Consider the following 19,701-nt stretch of genomic DNA (forward strand, 5'->3'; position numbering starts at 1 on the left):
CGCCCAATCGGTCTACCATCGGCCGCCTTACCCATCGATCCGCGGGTCCCCATGTCGCCAGTCCAAGCCACGACTTCCTCACCCGATGCCATTGTCTCGGTGCGCGGGTTATCCAAGTACTACAAGAGCGGCCTTCGGGCGCTCAACAAGGTGGACCTCGAGATCCGCCGTGGCGAGATCTTCGCCCTGCTCGGCCCTAACGGTGCCGGTAAAACCACGCTCATCAGCATTATCTGCGGCATCGCCAATGGTAGCGAAGGCAGTGTGCATGTCGATGGCCACGACATCGTGCGCGACTACCGCGCGGCGCGTGGCCTGATCGGCCTGGTGCCGCAGGAGTTGTCCACCGACGCCTTCGAGACGGTCTGGGCCACCGTGAAGTTCAGTCGCGGCCTGTTCGGCAAGGCGCCGAACCCGGTGCATCTGGAACGCATCCTGCGCGACCTGTCGCTGTGGGAAAAGAAGGATTCGAAAATCATGGCGCTCTCCGGCGGCATGAAACGACGCGTCCTGATCGCCAAGGCGCTCGCCCACGAACCGCGCGTGTTATTCCTCGACGAACCGACGGCGGGTGTCGATGTGGAACTGCGTCACGACATGTGGGAGATGGTTCGTCGCCTGCGCGAGTCGGGCGTCACCATCATCCTCACGACGCACTACATCGAAGAAGCCGAGCAGATGGCCGACCGCATCGGTGTCATCAATCGCGGCGAGATCGTGCTGGTGGAAGAGAAGCACACGCTGATGCAGAAGCTGGGCAAGAAGCAGCTCACGCTGTCCTTGCAGAGCCCGCTCGAATCCGTACCGGAAGGCCTGCGCGAATGGCCGCTGGAACTGTCAGGCGACGGCCAGTGCCTCACCTATACCTTCGATACGCAGGGCAACGACACCGGTATCGCGATGCTGTTGCGCAAGCTGGGCGAGCTTGGTATCGACTTCAAGGACCTGCACTCGAGCGAGAGTTCGCTTGAGGATATTTTCGTTAGCCTGGTGAGGGGCGGCGTATGAACATCCATGCGATCCGTGCCATCTATCGCTTCGAAATGGCTCGCACCTTCCGCACGCTGATGCAAAGCATCGCGTCGCCCGTGCTGTCGACGTCGCTGTACTTCGTGGTCTTCGGCGCGGCGATCGGTTCGCGCATGGGCGCAATCGGCGGGGTCAGCTATGGCGCCTTCATCATTCCCGGCCTGATCATGCTGTCGTTGCTCAACGAGAGCATTTCCAACGCATCGTTCGGCATCTACATGCCGAAGTGGGCCGGTACGATCTACGAGCTGTTGTCGGCGCCCGTGTCGTATGTGGAAGTGGTGATCGGTTACGTGGGTGCGGCGGCGACCAAGTCGGTGATCCTCGGCCTGCTTATCCTGCTGACGGCGCGTTTCTTCGTCGCCTACGAAATCCAGCACCCGTTCTGGATGCTCGCCTTCCTGATCCTTACCGCGGTGACCTTCAGCCTGTTCGGTTTCATCATCGGCCTCTGGGCGGACGACTTCCAGAAACTGCAGGTGGTGCCGTTGATGGTGATCACGCCGCTCACCTTCCTCGGTGGCAGCTTCTATTCGATCAACATGCTGCCGCCCGTGTGGCAGAAGATCACGCTGTTCAACCCGGTGGTGTACCTGGTCAACGGCTTCCGATGGAGCTTCTACGGACAGGCCGACGTGAACGTGCTGGTGAGCGCCGGTGCGACGGTAGGCTTCCTGCTGGTCTGCCTCGGCGTGGTCTGGTGGATCTTCCGCACCGGCTGGAAGCTGAAGGCATAAACAAAATGTAGGAGCCGATTCATCGGCGATCCCGCGGTTGCGGGGAAGGGTGCCGCTAGCACCCAATCGCCGATGAATCGGCTCCTACAAGGAGCACGAGCGGACGCTTTACGGCTTGCCGATGAAGTCGCTCTTGCCCAGCACGACGCCGACGCCGCGCAGGATGGCGTACGCCGTGGTGCTGTGGAAGTACACGTTCGGCAGGACGAAGCCCAGCAGGTAATCCTGGCCGCGGAACGTCTGTTCGCCGCTACGCGACTTCAGAACCACCACGCGCTCTTCGCTGCCATCGATCTGCGCCGGGGTGTACGCCTGAAGCTGCGCGATCACCGTGGCGATGCGCGTCTGCAGTTCCTCGAAGGTGGTCTCGTTGTCTTCCATCTTCGGCGGCTCGACGCCGGCGAGGCGGGCGCCTGCACCCTTGGCCATGTCCGTGGCGATCTGCACCTGGCGGATCAGCGGGAACATGTCGGGGGTGATGCGCGTGTGCAGCAGCACGTCCGGTGCGATGTTGCGCTCGGCGGCGTGGGCAGCACCCTTGCCGAGAATGGCGGAGAGGTTGTTCAGTGCGCGCACGAGGACGGGCACGCAGGTCTGGTACATGGAAATGGACATGGAGGGACTCTTGTCGTGGGTAGCGGCCGGTTGGCCGCGGCGGCGTAGTTTGCGGGTTCGTTGGCGGCGCGTCGACGGGGTCTACGGGTACGATGTCGCCATGAGTCCTCCCGAACCGAATGAAGGCCCCCGCAGGTCCCTGCTCAGGCTGATCCGGCTGGGTCGGGCCCAGGCCGCGCTGGACCGCCTCGCCCGCGACATGCCCCTGCACCGTCGCGTGAGCCAGGGCCTGATGATGGCGGTGAAGGTGCTGGCGGCATCTCTGCTGGCGTACGCCATCGGCCACGCATTGCACACGGAGCAGGCCTTCTGGGCGGCGATCACCGCGATTGCAGTGACCCAACCCAACTTCGGCGACACCCGTGGCGCCGCGCGTGACCGCTGCCTCGGCACCGCCATCGGTGCGGCCGCGGGCCTACTCGGCCTGTGGATCGGCGGCCCCGGCGAGATACTCTCCTATGCACTGGCCGTGGGTCTGGTGACGCTGGCCTGTTGGACCGCCGGCGCGGGTCCTGCGGCACGCCTGGGCGGCATCACCGCGACCATCGTCCTGCTCGTGCCCAGCCAGGGGCCGTCGTGGGAAATCGCGTTCTATCGTGTCGGCGAAGTGGTGCTCGGAACGCTATGCGCGATCGCCATCGGCTGGCTTGCCTCATTCATTGAAACGCGTGTCATGCGTGACCAGGAGAAAGCGCCCGATGCTCAGGCCTAAACACCGCGAACACCACCGGCTGGATCGCATCGGCTGGCTGCGCGCCGCGGTACTCGGCGCGAACGACGGCATCCTGTCGACGGCGAGCCTGCTCGTCGGCGTGGCGTCGGCGCAGGCGACGTCGGGCAGCGTGTTGCTCGCTGGCGTTGCCGGACTCGTTGCCGGCGCGATGTCGATGGCGGCGGGTGAATACGTCTCCGTGCGTTCGCAGGCAGACAGCGAACAAGCGGAGCTGGACTTGGAGTCGCGCGAACTGCTCGAGGATCCCACCGGCGAACACAAGGAGCTCACCGAGATTTACGTGCGACGTGGCCTCGAACGGACGCTGGCTCACGAGGTGGCGGAACAACTGATGCGTCACAACGCCCTGGAAGCCCACGCGCGCGACGAACTCGGGCTTTCCGTTACGACGGCGGCGAAGCCACTTCAGGCGGCAGCAGCCTCGGCGGTGAGTTTCGCGGCGGGCGCCATCCTGCCGATTCTTGCGGCGGTGTGGTCACCCAGGGAGCGACTGGCGCTGATCACCGTCGGCGTGTCGCTCCTCGCACTCGCGTTTCTCGGTGCGATCTCCGCGCGGCTTGGCGGCGCGAACCTGCCACGCAGCGTCGCGCGTATCGTCTTCTGGGGTGCGCTGGCGATGGCTTCATCGGCCGTTGTCGGCCGACTCTTCGACGCGGCGGTCTGAGCGGTCTTAACCCGAGACGCAGCGGTTGCGGCCACCGTTCTTCGCCGTGTACAGGGCGAGGTCGGCGCGATCGAACACGGTCTGCGGCGTGTCGCCCGGCTGGAACTGGGCCAGGCCGATGGAGGCAGTCACACGCACCGGCTGGCGGCTGGCGTGGAAAGCGAGGTGCTGGATCTTGCCGCGCAGGCGTTCGCAAACCTGCATGGATTCGGCCTCGTCCGCACCATCGAACAGCACGATGAACTCCTCGCCACCGTAACGCGCGACGAAGTCGCAGGGACGCACGTGCTTGAGCAGCGCCTGGCCGATGATCCGCAGCACGGCATCGCCGGCGGTGTGGCCGTAGGTATCGTTGATGCTCTTGAAGTGATCGATGTCGATGGCCGCGATGCTTAGCGGACGCGTCGTGGTCTGCCAGCTTTCGAAAGCGGCCTCGATGCGCTTCTCGTAAGCGAGGCGGTTGGGCATGCCGATCATGGTGTCGGTCTGCGCCAGTTCGTGCTCGCGTTCCAACGAACGCTGCAAGGTGTTGCGTTCGGTTTCCAGTTGCTCGATACGCTGGCGCATGCGTTCGGCGCGGTCGCGGTACGCGGTGAGACGCGACCCTTCGCGGTCGCGGAACTCGCTGAAGCACTGCGCAATGGTTTCCAGACAGCTGTTCACCCGCTCGCGCAGGTCGTGCACGTCGTCGTATTCGAGCGCGGCCTCGCTGAGCAGGCGCATCTCGTGGGCGACCGATGCATCCAGCGCCTGGCCATTGGCTTCGCCGGTGGACTGGTCGGCCAGTTCGCGCGACATGTACTGGCTGAGTTCGTCGAGCCGGCTGGTGACGTGGCGAAGCACGCCTTGCAGGGCATCGATCTCGCGCTGGAGGCCGAGGCGCTGTTCGTTGATGAGATCGGCAAGGCGATCGCCGCAGGTGGCGAGGGCGACCAGGTCGCCCGCATCGGCCACGTCGTGGCGCAGTTCGTTGGCACGGTCAGCCAGGCGTGGCAGCACGATGATGCGATCGACCAGGCGACTCAGCGCGGACTGCACCGACGAACCATGCTCCGTGCGCGTCGGGCGGGTGATCGCGATCGAACGTTCAGCGAGCGTGCCGCGCGGGCGGGCGCCCAGGTTGTTCATCGCCTCGGTCAGGCCGTTGACAAGGGGCTCGAGGGTCATCGCGTCCATCGGGCCCTGCAGGGCACCGGACAGACGTTCGATGTGGGGATCGACCTGGTCATGGGCGCCGTGCGCCGCGCGACCGAGACAACCGACGAGCTGGCGCAGCAGGGACTCGGCGGTCCGCCACTGTGCTTCTTCACGGCTCAACCGATCGACGGCCTCGTGATACTTGCTTTCCCAGACCTGGTTGTCCAAACGCACGCCCCAACGGTCGCGTTAACTGCCGAATACGTGCGCCATACTACGAGAAATCACGGGGGTTAGCTCGGCAATTCGGCGTTCGGCCCGGTGGTTCGCTCAACCGGTGCGGACCGAAAATCCTCGCGCTTGAGCCGGGGCGCCACGATGGGCACCGTCAGCATGGTGCTCGCCACCGCCATGAGCAGCAGAGCGGTGAAGGTTTCGCTGGTGATGATGTGGCGGTCGAGCAGCACGTTGACGAAGATAATCATGATCAATGCCTTCGTCTGCAGCAGCCACCCGACGGTCCATGCGTCGCCGCGCTTCCAGCCGAGCAGTTTTCCTGCCACACCCACCCCCGCGAGTTTGCCCACCACGGAAGCCACCAGCAACAACGCCGCGGCGACGAACACCGCGGTGCCGCCGAACTGCCAGTTCGTGCGCAGGCCGGTGGAAAGAAAATAGACGGGCATGACGACGAGTAATACGTTGTGCCGAAGCCCGTCGAGGCGTTCGAGGCTGAACCACTCGCGCTCCATGACGGCTCCGGCGAGGAACGCACCGACCATGAAATGCAGGCCGCACCAGTCGGCGCCATAGCCACAGGCAGCGAGCCAGACGAGGCCGATGAAGTAGCGGTCCATCTCCGTCACGCGTGCCATGAGGCGACGGAAGAGCCACGCCGCCACGGCGAAGATGGCCAGGAAGGCGAGCTGGTGACCGACGCGCTGCCAGTCCAGCAGGATGATCGCGAGAACGGCCCAGATAGCGAGGTCGTCGAGGCTGGCATAGCGCAGTACGCGCTGGCCAAGCGGCTCGCGCAGGATGCCCATCTTCTCCATCAGTAGGATGAGAATGGGCAAAGCAGTCACCGCGCAGGCCATGCCGATGCCGAGGACAAATTGCCACGTGCTCGCCGACTCGCCCATCCAGCCTGCCCGCCACGCCAGCATGCCGATGGCGGCAAGGCAGCCGGTGAGCAGTGGCGCACCCAGGGCGAACGCGGCCGTCGTGCCGCATTCTCGGCGTTGCTTCCATACCTCGCGCAGATCCAGCTCGATACCGGCGATCCAGACGAAGATCATCACCGCCCACCAGGCGATGCCGTTGAGCGCCGCGATCACCGGCGGCGCGAACACGGTCGCGTAGTAGCCGGGAAAGATTTTTCCGAGCACCCCAGGCCCGAGCAGAATGCCGGTGAGGATCTGCACCACCACCAGCGGTGCCCAGTAGTCGGTTCGAAACACGCGCCAGATCAGATACGGCACGCCAAGGATGATCGTCATCGCGATCAAGAACAGTTCCGTCGTGCTCATTCGCTCTCCCCAAGCCCCGGCAGAGCGTACAGGACCGCACACTCTTACGAACACCACCCCAGCTCACCGGCGGCCGGCCGGGCACGCGCCGATTTATCGGCGATGGCTGCTCGCCGCCTCGCTCAACGATAACCGCAACGCCCGCGCCATCGGCTCGACGTCCCCCTCCACCACCGTCCACACCGTCGCCCCCTCCAGCCGCGCGATCGCATCCCCCGCCAGCTCGCGCGCACGCGCCTCACCCACCGACGGTGCCAGCAATGCCGCCAGCCTGTCGCGCTGTCCGGTGAAGAACCCACGCACCGCTTTCGCCGCGTCCGGGGTATCGGGTCCCGATGCGCCATAGGCCAGATGCAAGCCGACGCAGCGGGTCTCCGCCGACAAGCCACGGGCGATCCGTTCCAGCACCACGCCATAGGCGGCGAGAGGATCGGCTTCCGGCAGGTCAACGAACAGTTCGTCATTGGTCAGGGTGAGTACTTCGGGTACCAGGGCTTCCTTGGTCGGGAAGCGCGTGTACAGGCTGGCCTTCTTCAGGCCGACCTTCGTGGCGAGGTCCTGCATGGAAGCGCCGTCGTAGCCGTGATGTCGAAACAGCTCCCGTGCCTCGCGCACGATCGAACCCAGGCTTGCTTTCATCGAATCTTCCTCATAAACTACCGACCGGTCGGATCTATTTTAACAGATCGGCCCTCGAAGTTCATTCCCCCCGGAGACCCGCCATGAATGCTCCCGCTCCCGTCCTTCCGACCGTCCGCTACCGCAGCCAGGCCGTCGGCAACGTCGATGTCTTCTACCGGGAGGCCGGCCCGGCCGACGCTCCGGTGATCCTGCTCCTGCACGGGTTTCCGACCTCCGGCCACATGTTCCGCGACCTGATTCCGCTGCTGGCCGACCGCTACCGTGTGATCGCCCCTGACCTTCCGGGCTACGGCCAGACGAAGGCCCCGAAGCGGGGCGACTTCGACTACACGTTCGACAACCTGGCGCAGGTCGTCGGTGGCTTCGTCGATGCGATCGGCCTGACCAGCTACGCGCTCTATATCTTCGACTACGGCGCGCCAACCGGCCTGCGCCTGGCACTCGCCCACCCGGAGCGGGTCACCGCGATCATCACGCAGAACGGCAATGCGTACCTCGACGGCTTCAGCGCGGGCTGGGAGTCGTGGCAGCGTTACTGGCGCGAGCCCACGCCGGCAAACCGGGAGGCCACCCGCGACGCGCTTGCGCCGGAAACCATTCGCGACATCCAGTACGGCACGGGCACCGATCTGAGCCGGTTGTCGCCGGATGGCTACACGCTGGATATCGCCTATATGGGCCGCCCCGGCGCCGACGAGATCCAGCTCGACCTGATCCTCGACTACCGCAGCAACGTCGCGCTCTACCCGGATTTCCAGGCGTATTTTCGCGCGCACCAGCCGCCGCTACTGGCCGTGTGGGGCAAGCACGATCCGTTTTTCATTCCGCCCGGCGCCGAGGCCTATAAGCGTGACCTGCCGGAGGCAGAGGTGCACTTCCTCGACACGGGGCACTTCGCACTGGAGACCCATGCGAACGAGATCGCCGGTTACATCCGTGACTTCCTCGGTCGCAAGCTGAAAGCCTGAGGTAGGTCGCCGCCGTCGCCTTCACATCGGCGGCTGCGAGAGTTCCTTCGCATTGAGATAGCCGTCATTGTTCCGGTCCAGTTTGTGGAACTGGTGGATCAGGTTGCGCTGGAACGCGTCGAGATGGATCGGCCGGGCGCCGGGCCGCATGGGCCCGTCGTTCGCGTCGATCACGCCGTCTCCGTTCACATCCATGCGCAGGAAGCCCTGGCTCATGTAGCGAACGTACTCCGCCTCGTCGATCCGGCCGTCACCGTTCGCATCCATCCGCTGGAGGTATTCAGCGGGAGTGCGCGGATAGTCCTGGGCGGATACCGCGCTGGCGAAGAGCGTGAAAGCCACGAAGGCGTATGGACGTCGATTCATGGGGCGGGAGTCTGCGCGATCGCCCCGCGTTTGTCGCCTCATGCGTCGTGGGAGTACCTTTGGCTTCTTACCCTCCAGCCAAGGGAACGCCGATGATCTACGACAGCATTCTCGACACGATCGGCCGCACGCCGATCGTCCGCCTTCATCGCCTGGCGCCTTCGCACGTCACGCTCTACGCCAAGGTCGAGTCGTTCAATCCGGGTGGCTCGGTCAAAGATCGCCTGGCCATCGCGGTCATCCTCGATGCCGAACAGAAAGGCCTGCTAAAACCCGGCGACACGGTCGTCGAGGCTACCTCGGGAAACACCGGCGTCGCCCTGGCCATGGTCTGTGCGGCGAAGGGCTACAAGTTCGTCGCAACCATGGCGGACAGCTTCTCAGTCGAGCGTCGCAAGCTGATGCGCGCCTATGGCGCCCGGGTGATCCTGACCCCCGCCGCCGAACGGGGTAGCGGGATGGTCCGCCGGGCCGAGGAACTTGCCGCGAAGCACGGCTGGTTCCTGCCGAGGCAGTTCGCCAACCCGGCCAATCCGGCATACCACCGCAGCACCACCGCGTCCGAGATCCTGCAGGACTTCGCCGGCCGTCGCCTCGATGCCTTCGTCACGGGCTGGGGCACCGGCGGCACGCTCACCGGCGTCGGCGAGATGCTCAAGCTGGCCCGTCCCGACACGAAAATCGTCGTCTCCGAACCAACGGCCGCGCCGCTGCTTGCCGACAAACCCTGGTCGCCACACAAGATCCAGGGCTGGACGCCGGACTTCGTGCCCGAGGTCCTCAATAGGAAGGTCTTCGACAGCAATATCCCGGTAGACGAGGTCGTGGCCCGCGACACCGCGCGCCGGCTGGCGAAAGAAGAGGGTCTGTTCGTCGGTGTTTCGGCGGGTGCCACGGTGGCCGCCGCGCTCGCTTTTGCCGAAGGCGCTGCCAAAGACAGCGTCATCCTGGCCATGCTGCCGGACACGGGTGAGCGCTACCTGTCGACCTTCCTGTTCGAGGGCGTGGAAGAAGGGTCCGACACCGAATGGCTCGAAAGCCTCGGGTGATCGCCCGGTCGCAGCGGCGGTCCCGTTAATCGCTCCGAACGGGATCGCTGCATTGCCATCACATCGTGGTCGTCACGGTAGTCGCCTGAATTGAAGAGGAGACCCCCATGACCTTTTTGCGCCGCAAGACCATCAGCGAGGAGCTCCTCGCGCAAGCCCGGCAACTCTCGCAAGACTACACACCCCGCGATGCTTACGATCTGGCGCGGGGTTACGCGCGTGACTACGCCGGACGTGCCGGCACGCTGGCCAGCCAAGCGTTGACGACGACCAAAGCGCTGGCCATTAGTGGCCGGGCCGGAAGGAACCGTATGAGACTGGGCATCGCCATCGGTGTCGGTCTTGGCGTGAGTGCGCTCGCCACGGCATGGTTGCTCGCCCGCCGGAAGGCACTTACGCAGGACGAGTACGACGAGCACGACCCCACGCGTTACCGCCCCACCAACGCGAGCGGCGATGCACTCGATGGCACGGGCGAGGACAACCCCGTGCCAGGCGAGACGGGACTGTACTGAGACCGTCGCTTCCGGATTCAGGCGGCCGCAGCAGGCCGCCTGCGCAACACGGCCAACGGCTGCGCCCACGTCGCTCCCGGCCGCCGCTTGCTCGTCACCAGCGTCAGATCCGATGGCTGGAACACATTGACGTTATGCGTGGCCGGCGTGGTCAGGATGTACTGGGCTCGCGTGGATTTGAGGAACGCACCCACCTTGTCGATGTTGAAGATATCCAGATGCGCGAAGGGTTCGTCGATGAAGACGAAGCCGCCGGGACGATCTTCGTCGCGCATCAGCGCCACCAGCAACAGCAGCGATTTCATCACCTGCTGGCCGCCGGACGCCTCGCCGTCGTCCATGCCGATCCAGCCCTTCTTGTCGAACTCGAAGCGCACATGCAACGCCGCCGACGCGAGCGTGAGGTCGTCGTTGCTCAACTCCGGGAGCTCGACGTCCACGCCGATGCCCGCCAGTTCGGCGAGTACCTTGAGGTTCTTTGCGTAGCGCCGGACCGTGTTGCGCAGGACCTGGATGTACGCGCCACGTGCTTCGTGCGTGATACGCGAGGCGCGCTCAAGGTGGATGCGGCGCTTCTCGAGATCGAGCTTGAGACCGTCGTGGTCAGTCCACAGCTTCTCGCGCAGCGCGACGACACTGGCATCCTGCTCCCAATGGCCTTCCTCGAGACGACGCTCGATGCGTTCGATCTCGCGGCGCACGGAAGAAGGCGATTCGTAGCGTTCGCGCAACGCGGCCATGGCGGCGCGACTGCGGTGGGCGAGGCCGACATGCGCGCGTTTGGCACGGAAGGCCTTGAGGCGATCGATCTGGTCGTTGCGCAGCTGATGGTGTTGGCGCACGGCATCGGCAAGCTGGTTCTGCACGACCCGCTGTTCGCGGGCGGCGTTGTCACGTGCGTTGGACGTTTTCAGTCGTCTGTCGCGCACGGCCTCGTAGTGGTTCTCGGCAGCCACATGGCTGTCCGCCGTGCGCTGCACGTCTTCTCGCAGGCGCATCTGCTGCTCATGCGCTTCGCTGAATTCGTCGGCGCGGTCGGCGAGCTGGCTGCTTGCACTGGCACCGCGAAGCACGCCTTCGGCATCGGTCGCGCGGGCCAGGGTTTCCTTGCGTTCGCTCGCGATGTCGCGAAGGCGGCTTTCGATCTCGCGCAGCTTCGCCTCGCCATCGCGCAACTGTCGGTCACGCGCGCCGGCACCGAAGTACATATCGTCGACACCGAGGTGTCGGCCGCCGCGACGTTCGCGGAAGTAACCCTGCGGGGTGATCCAGTCCTGCTCGCGCCCGAACGCCGAACCGTCGGCGATATCCTCTACGCGGCGTATGCGATCGAGGTTGCGCAGGAGCCAATCCGGCGCCGCGGCGGAGAACTCGACGACCTCGAGAAGGGAGCCACGCGCGGCCTTCTCCGCGGGTGCGCGATCGGCCACGACGAAGTGCTTGTAGCGATGCTGCTCACCGAGCTTCCAGGCCTTCTCGCGGTCGCGCGGATCGTCGAGCAGGACCACATGGCGATAGCCCGCCAGCACCGCTTCCACGGCCGGCTGCCAGCGCGGTTCGACGATCTCGACAATCTCGCTGAGCATGCTGTGACGGATGCCCGCGCCTTCGAGTGCGCGGCGGAAGTCGGCCTCGAAATCGGGCGTGTAGCGGCGGCCGCTACGCCATGCCGAGAGCTGGCTGGTGAGCGTGGTCAGCTGCTGGCGAAGCGTGGTCTCTTCGCCTTGAAGCGCATTGACACGTGCGCGGGCATCGCGTGCCACATCGGCCAGGCGCTCGTGATCGGCGCCGCCTTGCGCGGCGACCATCTCACGCAGGCGTAGCTCCTGCTTGATCAGAAGATCGTTCTGGGCGAGCTCGGCGCGAGCGGCATCGAGGCTCTTCTGGGTCTGTTGCCGGGCGAGATCGGCCTCGTGCTGCTCGCCGCGAAGGGTCTCTCCACCCGCATCGAACTCACCGAGCTGGCGCGTGAGTTCGGCATCGCGCGCTTCGAGTTCGCCGACACGACGCTTGACGCCGGTCAGCGGGGGTCGCGCACCGCGGATGCCGGCGCCAAGCTCGGCGAGCTCGGTTCTCGGCAGGATGTCGGCAACCAGGTCGACGCGCTCGCTCTTGAGTGCATTCCATTCCTGGAACGAACGCGCGCGGGCCTCGGCTTCCTGCAGGCTTACGCCGATGAGGGAAAGCTGGTGCTCGAGGCCGTGCTGTTCGCGGTCGGCCTCGTTCTGCTCGTTGCGCGCACGCTGGTAGTCGTCGAGCACGGCCTTGTCGCCGAAGACATCGAAGACCAGGTCCAACAGTGCTTTCGGTGGCATCTGGCAGAGCTTGTCCGTCGCACCCTGTTCGAGGGTGAGCACGCGACGGATGGCCTGTGACAAGCCGGCGCCTTCGAGACGCACGCGATACTCGCGCAGTCCCAGGAAGTCGTTGCGGGCCTCGATTTCCTCCACGCTGACATCGCCGCCGACCACGGCATAGTGTCGCGTCCACTCGCCACCTTTCTTCTGAATGCGGCAGGCTAGGGTGACCTCACGGTCCATCAGCGGGAAGAAAGGGCGCTCGCCGCTCGGCCCCGGCGTGTTGCCGACACGGGCGCGCAGCCAGGCGAAGGGCTTGCCGTTGTGGCGCAGGTAGCTCTTGTAGTCGCGATTGCCCGCGCAGTCGATGGTGAGCAGGGTGCGCAACGCATCGAGCAGGGTCGTCTTGCCGGAGCCATTCGGCCCGACGACGGTGACGATGTTCGTGTCCAGCGGGAGGACAAAGCGCTGCCAGTAATCCCAGTGGACGACCTCGAGGCTGCGGAAATCAAACATCGGCGTTTTCCTCGATTTCGTCCATGGGCTCTTCGTCGTCGTCCAGGTCGTGCACCGGAGCGGACGGCGGGCGCGATGCGGCTTCCGCCAGCAGGTCGCCGAGAGCGCCATCGAGGATCCGCCGTGCGGTGCGCTCGTAATCGAAGGCGAGGTCGAGAAGCGGACCTTCGGCGACCTCACCCTTGCGGCGGATGATGAAGCCGAGTCGATTGAGCGTACCCAGGTTGAAACCGACGCGTGTCTTGCCGCCGAGCTTCTCGCCGAAGTCGGCGAGCAGGGTGCGCTCGGCGATCACCGGCGACACCGTAGGGTCTCGCGGAATAGGCTTCTGCTCGGCGAACATCTGGCTCTGCGATGCGGCGGCTTCGACATCCTGGCGCTCGACCTGGCGCTGCCGCTTCGGCAACACGATCAACGCCCAGATGACGACGAGCAGCGCGACACCGTCGCGGTCCAGCTGCAAGGTGTTGGATATCCAGCTGTCGCTGCCACCGAAGACGGCGCGCTCGCTCTTCCTTGCCACGGCAAGGCCGATGTAGGCGGCATAGGGATGTTCGCGGAGTTCGAGCCCGACCGACTCAAGCCGGCGGTCGAGTTCCTCGCGAAAGGCTTCGTCAAGCAGGGCTTTGCGAGCCTGCACGTCGTCGCGCGGTAACCAGCGCTGGGCGAGCAGCCGGGTAACCAGGGTGGCGGTTTCATCATGCATCGGTGGTGTCCTTCGCGACGGTTCGCGGACGCAGGCGTCCTGCGCTCACCAGCGCGATCTGTGGCAGGTCGGTTTCGATCAGGGTCGGTTCGATCTCGAGCGCGAGGGGCAGGCGCGCAAGATCGGCCGTGCCGCCTTCGAGTGCCGCCGATTCGGGGTCGCCGAGCAGGCCGAGCAGGGAAAGGCGATACGCGGACAAGGCATAGTCGTCGCCGATCAGCGTATCGGCGAGTTCGCGCGGGCTCACGATGGCAGCGAGCTCGGCATGCCAGTCTTCGAGGAAACGCAGGTCTTCCTCATCCATCGGCAGATCGGCGGTGTCCGGTGGTTGTTCGGCGCCAGGGAGTGCCGTGCTTTCGGCGGCGAGACGTTCGCGCTCGAGCAGTTCGAATTCCGCCACGTCCAGGGCGATCTGGTCGTGGATGAAGGACGCCGGCAAGGGCATCAGCAGCTGACCGTCCTCGAAGGCGGCGAGTGCGTCGACATCCAGCGCGCGCAGCCAGCCGACGAGGTCGGACGAGGACAGGCCCGTACGTCCGAGGTGCACGCGGTGCTGGTCGATCTTGTTGAGTTCGCGCTGGAAGATACCGGCCTGGCGCAGCAGGGCACTCTGCGCACGACCCACGGCCTGGGCGAGCCGATGCGCCGCCGGTTCCAGTTCCTCCTTCTCGGTGATGCCGGCAACGACTTCGGTGCCTTTCTCGACCCACGTCCAGACTGAATCCAGGCGTTCGGCGGCGCGGCGGATCCGGTGTTCGGAACCCGAGAGAACGGCGCGATCGAAGTCTTCCTTCAGTTCGCTCAGGCGCGACAACAGGTGACCGAGCTCGTCCACCGACACACGGCCGACGGCCTGACCCGCGGCGAGCTGCGCCGTGAGGTAACCGAGGCCGTCGTCATCGTCGTTCTCGAACTCCAGCATGACGGCGAGCGCGGCCAGTGCCTTGCGACCGAGGGGGCCGACGCGATAGCGCTGTGTTTCACCGTCATAGACGAGAAGCTCGTGATCCTTCAGTCGCTGGACCACGGTTTCCAGTTTCACCGCGTCGACAAAGGCGAGATGGTCGCGAATCTCCTGCGGCGTCCACTCCGGGGCATGCGAGCGTGCGCCGAGTGTGCGCAACACCAGCAGGCGCAGCAGCACCTGGGCCTCGCTGCCGTGGAACAGGGCGGAAAACGCACGCAGCAGGCCTCGCCCGCGCAACAGCGGGAAGACGGCAGGAAGGTCCTCGGCGACGAAGCCGTCGCGGAAGAGATCCTGCAGGCGTTCGTCGTGGAGGGTGGTGTCGGTCGGTCCGCTCAACGTCAGCGACGGTCGACGCCGACGAAGCGAAGAAACTCGCCTCGTGTGCGGGGATCTTCGCGGAAGCTGCCCAGCATCTGGCTGGTCACCATGGAGACGCCACGCTTGTGCACGCCGCGGGTGGTCATGCACTCATGGCTGGCATCGATGACCACACCGACGCCGCGGGGGCGCAGGGTGTCTTCGATGCAGTGAGCAATCTGCGCGGTGAGCTTTTCCTGCACCTGGAAGCGGCGGGCGAAGCCGTCGACGACGCGGGCGAGCTTGCTGATGCCGACGACGCGGTCGGTCGGCACGTAGCCGACGTGGGCGCGACCGATGATCGGGGCCATGTGGTGTTCGCAGTGGCTTTCGAACTCGATATCGCGAAGGACGATCATCTCGTCGTAGCCTTCGACTTCCTTGAAGGTGCGGCGCAGGTATTCGGCGGGGTCTTCGTCGTAACCCTTGAACCAGTCCGAGTAGGCCTTGACCACGCGCTTGGGCGTATCCAGCAGGCCCTCGCGCTTGGGATCCTCACCCGCCCAGATCAGGAGCGTGCGTACCGCTTCTTCGGCCTGTTCACGGGTGACCGGACGGGACTTGGCGTCGTCGCTCATCGGGAGGGATTCCTTGGGCTGCAAACGCTCATTATAAGGAATGTAGGAGCCGATTCATCGGCGATGGGTGCTCGCGGCCATCAGTCCTCGGACTGATCGGGCGTGGCGTCGGCCTCGGTGTCGTCGAGATCGGCCGGCAGCTCCAGTAAGGCTTGTGACTGGTCGCCGGTCAGCGACTCGACGCCGCGAAGCTTGCGCTCGATGGCGCGTGTCCGGGTGCCGGCGCTGTCGATGCTGTTGCGCACCGTATCCAGCTGCTTGCGGGTCTTTTCCAGCACTGTGCCGAACTTGCTGAACTCGTTCTTGACCGCGCCCAGCACCTGCCACACCTCGGACGACCGCTTTTCGATCGCCAGGGTACGAAAGCCCATTTGCAGGCTGTTGAGCAGGGCGGTGAGCGTGGTGGGACCGGCGATGGTGACCCGGTAGTCGCGCTGTAACTGATCGGACAGCCCTGGTCGACGGATTACCTCGGCATAGAGGCCTTCCGTGGGCAGGAACAGGATGGCGAAGTCGGTGGTGTGCGGCGGAGCCACGTATTTGGTGTGGATTCGTTTGGCCTCTTCACGCACACGCAGTTCGAGCGCTTTGCCGGCGACGAGAACCCCTTCGGCATCCGCGGCGTCCTGGAAGTCGAGCAGGCGCTGGTAGTCCTCGATCGGGTACTTGGCGTCGATGGGCAGCCAGACAGGGGTGCCGTCTTCGGTGCCGGGCAGGCGGATGGCATATTCGACTCGGTCGGCGGAGCCGGGAACCGTGGCGACGTTAGCGGCGTACTGCTCCGCCACCAGGATCTGTTCGAGCAGGGCGCCGAGCTGGACTTCGCCGAAGGTGCCGCGAGTCTTCACGTTCGTCAGCACGCGCTTCAGGTCGCCGACGCCCGCGGCCAGGGCCTGCATCTCGCCGAGGCCGCGCTGGACGGCTTCAAGGCGCTCGGAAACGAGCTGGAAGGACTGCCCCAGGCGGGTTTCCAGGGTGGACTGCAGCTTCTCGTCCACGGTGGCGCGCATCTGTTCGAGCTTGGCCGCGTTGTCCTGCTGGATGGCCGCCAGGCGGGCCTCCAGGGTGGCGCGGATCTCGCCGAGACGCTTCTCGTTGTCGGTGGTCAGGGCGGTGAAGCGCTGGTCGAGCAGTTCGCCGAAGTGCTTGAGCGTGAGCGCGGATTCTTCGCGGGTCTTGCGTGAGTCATCGGCCAGGCCCTGGCGCAGCGACTGCAGGCCGGTATCGGTGCGCTCGGTCAGCTGGTCGAGGCGGCGTCCGAAGCCTTCGATGCGCTCGTGCTGCCGCTCGGCGGCCAGCTGCATCTGCTCCTGAACGTGCGCGCGGAACTGGTTGAAGCTCTCGCCGAGCTCGCCACGGCCGGCACGCTGTTCGTCGCGCAGCACGCCTTCGAGCCGGCGGGTGTCTTCGCGCAGGGCGTCGAGGCGGCCGGCGTTGCCGTCGTCGTGTTTTCCGCGGGAAAGCAGGACGAGAAGAAGAGCGATGCAGGCAATGGCCAGCACCAGGAGGACAATGAGGAGGATGCTTTCGAGCGTCATGGGGCGAGAGGGTACACCGGCTTGTGTGGGAGCCGGCTATGCCGGCGATGGGCGCTGCGGCTAAACCGCTCCGTTGGCTTTTCGCCGCTGAAGCGGCTCCCACATGGCTGCGATCGCCGATGAATCGGCCCTACAGAGGGTAGGGCAGTCTCGCGCCGGACCGTCTCAGAGTTCGCGATTGCCCACGATGACGACATCCGCCGGGCGCTTCGCGAACAGGCCCACGGCGACGACGCCGACGATCTGGTTCAGCGTGGCCTCGAGTTCCACGGGTTGGGTGATGTGCCAGTTGTGCACATCGAGGATCCAGTTGCCGTTATCGGTGACGACACCATCGCGCCACACCGGCTGACCGCCGAGGGCCACGATCTCGCGGGCCACCAGGCTGCGCGCCATCGGAATCACCTCGACCGGCAGGGGAAACTTGCCGAGGACGTCCACCTGTTTGGTGGAGTCGATGATGCAGACGAACTTGTCGGACGCGGCAGCCACGATCTTCTCGCGAGTGAGTGCCGCACCACCGCCCTTGATCAGGCGCCTCTGCGGATCACACTCGTCGGCCCCGTCGACATAGAGGTCGAGGCGGCCAGCGGCATTGAGATCGAGGACATCGAAGCCGAGTTTGCGCAGGCGATCGCTGGAGGCTTCCGAGCTGGATACCGCGGCCTTGATCTTGTCGCGGAAGGGCGCGAGCGCGTCGATGAAGAAGTTCACCGTGGAGCCGGTGCCCACGCCGATGATGCCGCCCTTGAACGTGCCGTTTTCGACGTAACGATGCACCGCAGTCTCGGCGGCAAGGCGCTTTTCGTTGTCCTGGCTCATGGCTTTTCCAGCGTAAGGATGAAATCCCAGTCGCTCTTGGCGACCGGCATGACCGACAGCCGGTTGCCTTTGCGCACCAGCGGCATGTCGGCGAGTTCGTCGCGGTTCTTCAGTTCTTCGAGCGAAATCGTGCGTGCGAGCTTGCGCTCGAACTTCACGTCGATAAGCATCCATCGAGGTTCCTCGCGGGTCGCTTTCTCGTCGTAATACTTCGATTTCTTGTTGAACTGGCTCTCGTCCGGATAGGCCGGTGAAGCGACGGACGCTATGCCGACGATGCCGGGGACATCCGTGTTCGAGTGGTAGAAGAAAATTTTGTCGCCGACCTTCATGCCGTCGCGCATGAAGTTGCGCGCCTGATAGTTGCGAACGCCATCCCAGGGTTCGCTGCCTTTACGCTTCAGGTCGTCGATGGAAAAAGCATCCGGCTCGGATTTCATGAGCCAGTAATTCATAGGGCGTTGCCCGTGCAGTCGATCAGCTCTTTGTCGGTCGCGATGTAGTCGAGCGAGATGTCCCACTCGGCGGTCGTGATCGCGTCCAGTTCCTGGAAGTGGTAGCCGACGCCGACCAGCAGGGGCTGCGCCGGGCGTTGCTGGCCGTGCAGGAACTCGAAGCTGCGGTCGTAGTAGCCGCCACCGAAGCCGAGGCGATTGCCCTTGCGATCGAAACCCAGCAGGGGTACCAGCACGAGGTCCAGCTTGTTCGCCTCGACGATGCGCTCGGAGGCCTTCGGCTCGGGAATGCCCATGTCGTTGGATTCGACGTCCTCGCCCGTGGTCCACGGGGCGAAGGTCAGGCGGCGCTTGCCACCCGATTTGGTCACGATCGGCAGGTAAAAGGTCTGGCCGCGCTCGGCGAGCGGCGCAATGGCCATGTTGAGCGGGAGCTCGCCACCGGTCGCCCAGTAGCCCGCGACGTGCTTGTCGGTGAGGAATTCGGGCAGCTGTTCCAGCGAATGGCGCAGGCCCTGGGCCGCCGCAACGCGCTCGGCCGGCTTCAGCTGGCGTCGGCGCTGGACGAGGTCGGCTCGAAGTTCGCGTCTCTCGGGAAGCTTTGACATGGGGGGCTCAGCTGAACGGCACGGTCGAAGGTTGCCGTCGAGCCGCCCCAGCCGGTGCCGCGACAGGGGCGCTGACCGGCCCTGCGGCCGATCGGCTGATTAAGGAGAGGCGTTCTCCGCGATGCCGCTGCGCACCAAACGACCTTGATCCAAAGGATCAGGTGGGAGAGCCACGCAGCATTTAGGCTTTCCGCACGAAGGCGGACATGCACAACAGCCACGAATAGCCGACCCGGGGTCGTATGTAGGAACAAGGCAAATGTAAAGTGCGCTGGCGAACACCGCAGGGAACGCCTGCCGCTATTTTACCGGTGCGTCGAGCAGACCATCAAGCTTCTTGCGAAGGGAAGCCAATCCGTCGGTCAGCACCTGTTCCTGCGACTCGTGCTCCTTTCTGAGCGAAAGCAGCTCGTGGGCGATGCTGACGGCCGTCAGGACGGCGATCCGGTCGAAACCGGGGGCCTTGGCATTGGCTTTGAGCTCGCGCATCTTGCCGTCGAGAAACTGGGCGGCGGCGATCAAACCGGCCCGTTCCTCCGGCGCGCACGCGATATGGAACTCGCGGTCGAGGAGGCGGAGGGATACCGGTTCGCTGGCGGTGGCATTCATGTGACAGATCAGCCCGTGTTCTCGAGCGCCTTGAGGCGCTGGATCATCGCTTCGACGCGGCCGCGCGCCTGTTCGTTGCGCGCCATGAGTCCCGCCCGTTCGTTGGCCAGCTGTTCCTGGCTATGCCGCAGGCTGCGGTTTTCCTCGTTAAGGCGGCGAACGGTATCGACGAGCCGGTCGAGCGTCGCGCTCAGGGCTTCCACTTCGGTCTTGAAGGCGTCCGGGTTCGTCATGCGCGGACTATAACAGGACGTTCGCGCTTGT

22 protein-coding genes and 1 other RNA gene are annotated in these 19,701 nt (G+C 65.1%); 7 read left to right on the forward strand and 16 right to left on the reverse strand.

Going from position 1 to position 19,701, the window contains the following annotated elements; translation table 11 throughout:
• The first annotated feature begins 51 nt into the window (after positions 1-51).
• Positions 52-1,008, forward strand: coding sequence for an ABC transporter ATP-binding protein (locus HB634_RS16330; RefSeq protein WP_063572863.1), 957 nt, complete (start codon positions 52-54; stop codon positions 1,006-1,008).
• Complete coding sequence (locus HB634_RS16335) at positions 1,005-1,766, forward strand: ABC transporter permease (RefSeq protein ID WP_063572864.1); 762 nt, start codon at positions 1,005-1,007, stop codon at positions 1,764-1,766. Before HB634_RS16330 ends, HB634_RS16335 begins: the two co-directional genes overlap by 4 nt.
• Before the next feature lie 108 nt (positions 1,767-1,874).
• Here the strand turns inward: HB634_RS16335 and HB634_RS16340 are convergent, their stop codons facing one another.
• Positions 1,875-2,381, reverse strand: a complete 507-nt coding sequence (locus HB634_RS16340) for a DUF1993 domain-containing protein (protein WP_063572865.1) — start codon at positions 2,379-2,381, stop codon at positions 1,875-1,877.
• Positions 2,382-2,481: 100 nt separating this feature from the next.
• On the opposite strand from HB634_RS16340, the gene HB634_RS16345 reads away from it, so the two are divergent.
• A complete protein-coding gene (locus tag HB634_RS16345) occupies positions 2,482-3,093 on the forward strand; it encodes an FUSC family protein (protein WP_082879194.1) in 612 nt (203 codons plus the stop codon).
• Positions 3,080-3,778, forward strand: coding sequence for a VIT family protein (locus HB634_RS16350; RefSeq protein WP_063572866.1), 699 nt, complete (start codon positions 3,080-3,082; stop codon positions 3,776-3,778). The genes HB634_RS16345 and HB634_RS16350 overlap by 14 nt, the downstream gene beginning before the upstream one ends.
• Before the next feature lie 6 nt (positions 3,779-3,784).
• Here HB634_RS16350 and HB634_RS16355 read toward each other — a convergent pair whose 3' ends face one another.
• The 3 genes from HB634_RS16355 to HB634_RS16365 all read right to left on the reverse strand — a co-directional run bounded on the left by HB634_RS16355 (position 3,785) and on the right by HB634_RS16365 (position 7,083).
• The gene (locus HB634_RS16355; RefSeq protein ID WP_213949346.1) at positions 3,785-5,149 is read right to left on the reverse strand and encodes a GGDEF domain-containing protein; all 1,365 of its coding nucleotides are present in this window, start codon (positions 5,147-5,149) and stop codon (positions 3,785-3,787) included.
• A gap of 59 nt (positions 5,150-5,208) precedes the next feature.
• Positions 5,209-6,444: a cation:proton antiporter gene (locus HB634_RS16360; RefSeq protein ID WP_213949348.1), complete on the reverse strand. Its 1,236-nt coding sequence runs from the start codon at positions 6,442-6,444 to the stop codon at positions 5,209-5,211.
• Positions 6,445-6,537: 93 nt separating this feature from the next.
• Positions 6,538-7,083 (reverse strand): TetR/AcrR family transcriptional regulator, encoded by a 546-nt coding sequence (locus HB634_RS16365; protein WP_213949349.1) that lies wholly within the window; start codon positions 7,081-7,083, stop codon positions 6,538-6,540.
• 83 nt (positions 7,084-7,166) lie between these two features.
• Here HB634_RS16365 and HB634_RS16370 point away from each other — a divergent pair, with 83 nt between their 5' ends.
• Positions 7,167-8,054 carry an alpha/beta hydrolase gene (locus HB634_RS16370; RefSeq protein WP_063574062.1) on the forward strand — a complete coding sequence of 296 codons (888 nt, stop codon included), beginning with the start codon at positions 7,167-7,169 and terminating at the stop codon, positions 8,052-8,054.
• 21 nt (positions 8,055-8,075) lie between these two features.
• Here HB634_RS16370 and HB634_RS16375 read toward each other — a convergent pair whose 3' ends face one another.
• Complete coding sequence (locus HB634_RS16375) at positions 8,076-8,420, reverse strand: hypothetical protein (protein ID WP_063574061.1); 345 nt, start codon at positions 8,418-8,420, stop codon at positions 8,076-8,078.
• A gap of 92 nt (positions 8,421-8,512) precedes the next feature.
• On the opposite strand from HB634_RS16375, the gene cysK reads away from it, so the two are divergent.
• Positions 8,513-9,469 (forward strand): cysteine synthase A, encoded by a 957-nt coding sequence (cysK, locus tag HB634_RS16380; protein ID WP_213949350.1) that lies wholly within the window; start codon positions 8,513-8,515, stop codon positions 9,467-9,469.
• Positions 9,470-9,576: 107 nt separating this feature from the next.
• Positions 9,577-9,984 carry a hypothetical protein gene (locus tag HB634_RS16385; protein WP_213949351.1) on the forward strand — a complete coding sequence of 136 codons (408 nt, stop codon included), beginning with the start codon at positions 9,577-9,579 and terminating at the stop codon, positions 9,982-9,984.
• Between the two features lie 17 nt (positions 9,985-10,001).
• Here HB634_RS16385 and HB634_RS16390 read toward each other — a convergent pair whose 3' ends face one another.
• The 11 genes from HB634_RS16390 to HB634_RS16440 form a co-directional block, all read right to left on the reverse strand.
• Positions 10,002-12,797, reverse strand: a complete 2,796-nt coding sequence (locus HB634_RS16390) for an AAA family ATPase (RefSeq protein ID WP_213949352.1) — start codon at positions 12,795-12,797, stop codon at positions 10,002-10,004.
• Positions 12,790-13,503 carry a hypothetical protein gene (locus tag HB634_RS16395; protein WP_063572931.1) on the reverse strand — a complete coding sequence of 238 codons (714 nt, stop codon included), beginning with the start codon at positions 13,501-13,503 and terminating at the stop codon, positions 12,790-12,792. The genes HB634_RS16390 and HB634_RS16395 overlap by 8 nt, the downstream gene beginning before the upstream one ends.
• Positions 13,496-14,806 (reverse strand): hypothetical protein, encoded by a 1,311-nt coding sequence (locus HB634_RS16400; RefSeq protein ID WP_213949353.1) that lies wholly within the window; start codon positions 14,804-14,806, stop codon positions 13,496-13,498. Before HB634_RS16400 ends, HB634_RS16395 begins: the two co-directional genes overlap by 8 nt.
• 2 nt (positions 14,807-14,808) lie before the next feature.
• The gene (gene folE / locus HB634_RS16405) at positions 14,809-15,405 is read right to left on the reverse strand and encodes a GTP cyclohydrolase I FolE (protein ID WP_063572933.1); all 597 of its coding nucleotides are present in this window, start codon (positions 15,403-15,405) and stop codon (positions 14,809-14,811) included.
• An 80-nt stretch (positions 15,406-15,485) separates the two neighbouring features.
• Positions 15,486-16,943: a DNA recombination protein RmuC gene (rmuC, locus tag HB634_RS16410; protein WP_213949354.1), complete on the reverse strand. Its 1,458-nt coding sequence runs from the start codon at positions 16,941-16,943 to the stop codon at positions 15,486-15,488.
• A gap of 165 nt (positions 16,944-17,108) precedes the next feature.
• Complete coding sequence (rpiA, locus tag HB634_RS16415) at positions 17,109-17,765, reverse strand: ribose-5-phosphate isomerase RpiA (RefSeq protein ID WP_213949355.1); 657 nt, start codon at positions 17,763-17,765, stop codon at positions 17,109-17,111.
• Positions 17,762-18,220, reverse strand: coding sequence for an EVE domain-containing protein (locus HB634_RS16420; RefSeq protein WP_213949356.1), 459 nt, complete (start codon positions 18,218-18,220; stop codon positions 17,762-17,764). The genes rpiA and HB634_RS16420 overlap by 4 nt, the downstream gene beginning before the upstream one ends.
• A complete protein-coding gene (locus tag HB634_RS16425; RefSeq protein ID WP_213949357.1) occupies positions 18,217-18,828 on the reverse strand; it encodes a 5-formyltetrahydrofolate cyclo-ligase in 612 nt (203 codons plus the stop codon). Before HB634_RS16425 ends, HB634_RS16420 begins: the two co-directional genes overlap by 4 nt.
• A 109-nt stretch (positions 18,829-18,937) precedes the next feature.
• Positions 18,938-19,121, reverse strand: a non-coding RNA gene (gene ssrS, locus HB634_RS16430) — 6S RNA.
• Between the two features lie 7 nt (positions 19,122-19,128).
• A complete protein-coding gene (locus tag HB634_RS16435; RefSeq protein WP_046967972.1) occupies positions 19,129-19,437 on the reverse strand; it encodes a cell division protein ZapA in 309 nt (102 codons plus the stop codon).
• Between the two features lie 8 nt (positions 19,438-19,445).
• Positions 19,446-19,670, reverse strand: coding sequence for a TIGR02449 family protein (locus tag HB634_RS16440; RefSeq protein ID WP_063574137.1), 225 nt, complete (start codon positions 19,668-19,670; stop codon positions 19,446-19,448).
• Positions 19,671-19,701 lie beyond the last annotated feature (31 nt).

This window comes from Luteibacter sp. dw_328 (assembly GCF_018449605.1).
Taxonomy (GTDB): Bacteria; Pseudomonadota; Gammaproteobacteria; order Xanthomonadales; family Rhodanobacteraceae; genus Luteibacter.

Excerpts from the sequence above, each read along its gene's own strand:
- HB634_RS16390 (WP_213949352.1), bottom strand. The coding sequence starts at position 12,797 with ATGTTTGATTTCCGCAGCCTCGAGGTCGTCCACTGGGATTACTGGCAG.
- HB634_RS16435 (WP_046967972.1), bottom strand. The coding sequence starts at position 19,437 with ATGAATGCCACCGCCAGCGAACCGGTATCCCTCCGCCTCCTCGACCGC.
- HB634_RS16350 (WP_063572866.1), top strand. The coding sequence starts at position 3,080 with ATGCTCAGGCCTAAACACCGCGAACACCACCGGCTGGATCGCATCGGC.
- HB634_RS16375 (WP_063574061.1), bottom strand. The coding sequence starts at position 8,420 with ATGAATCGACGTCCATACGCCTTCGTGGCTTTCACGCTCTTCGCCAGC.
- HB634_RS16420 (WP_213949356.1), bottom strand. The coding sequence starts at position 18,220 with ATGAATTACTGGCTCATGAAATCCGAGCCGGATGCTTTTTCCATCGAC.
- HB634_RS16360 (WP_213949348.1), bottom strand. The coding sequence starts at position 6,444 with ATGAGCACGACGGAACTGTTCTTGATCGCGATGACGATCATCCTTGGC.
- HB634_RS16340 (WP_063572865.1), bottom strand. The coding sequence starts at position 2,381 with ATGTCCATTTCCATGTACCAGACCTGCGTGCCCGTCCTCGTGCGCGCA.
- rpiA (WP_213949355.1), bottom strand. The coding sequence starts at position 17,765 with ATGAGCCAGGACAACGAAAAGCGCCTTGCCGCCGAGACTGCGGTGCAT.
- HB634_RS16395 (WP_063572931.1), bottom strand. The coding sequence starts at position 13,503 with ATGCATGATGAAACCGCCACCCTGGTTACCCGGCTGCTCGCCCAGCGC.
- folE (WP_063572933.1), bottom strand. The coding sequence starts at position 15,405 with ATGAGCGACGACGCCAAGTCCCGTCCGGTCACCCGTGAACAGGCCGAA.
- HB634_RS16370 (WP_063574062.1), top strand. The coding sequence starts at position 7,167 with ATGAATGCTCCCGCTCCCGTCCTTCCGACCGTCCGCTACCGCAGCCAG.
- HB634_RS16335 (WP_063572864.1), top strand. The coding sequence starts at position 1,005 with ATGAACATCCATGCGATCCGTGCCATCTATCGCTTCGAAATGGCTCGC.
- HB634_RS16345 (WP_082879194.1), top strand. The coding sequence starts at position 2,482 with ATGAGTCCTCCCGAACCGAATGAAGGCCCCCGCAGGTCCCTGCTCAGG.
- HB634_RS16330 (WP_063572863.1), top strand. The coding sequence starts at position 52 with ATGTCGCCAGTCCAAGCCACGACTTCCTCACCCGATGCCATTGTCTCG.
- HB634_RS16365 (WP_213949349.1), bottom strand. The coding sequence starts at position 7,083 with ATGAAAGCAAGCCTGGGTTCGATCGTGCGCGAGGCACGGGAGCTGTTT.
- HB634_RS16385 (WP_213949351.1), top strand. The coding sequence starts at position 9,577 with ATGACCTTTTTGCGCCGCAAGACCATCAGCGAGGAGCTCCTCGCGCAA.
- rmuC (WP_213949354.1), bottom strand. The coding sequence starts at position 16,943 with ATGACGCTCGAAAGCATCCTCCTCATTGTCCTCCTGGTGCTGGCCATT.
- cysK (WP_213949350.1), top strand. The coding sequence starts at position 8,513 with ATGATCTACGACAGCATTCTCGACACGATCGGCCGCACGCCGATCGTC.
- HB634_RS16425 (WP_213949357.1), bottom strand. The coding sequence starts at position 18,828 with ATGTCAAAGCTTCCCGAGAGACGCGAACTTCGAGCCGACCTCGTCCAG.
- HB634_RS16440 (WP_063574137.1), bottom strand. The coding sequence starts at position 19,670 with ATGACGAACCCGGACGCCTTCAAGACCGAAGTGGAAGCCCTGAGCGCG.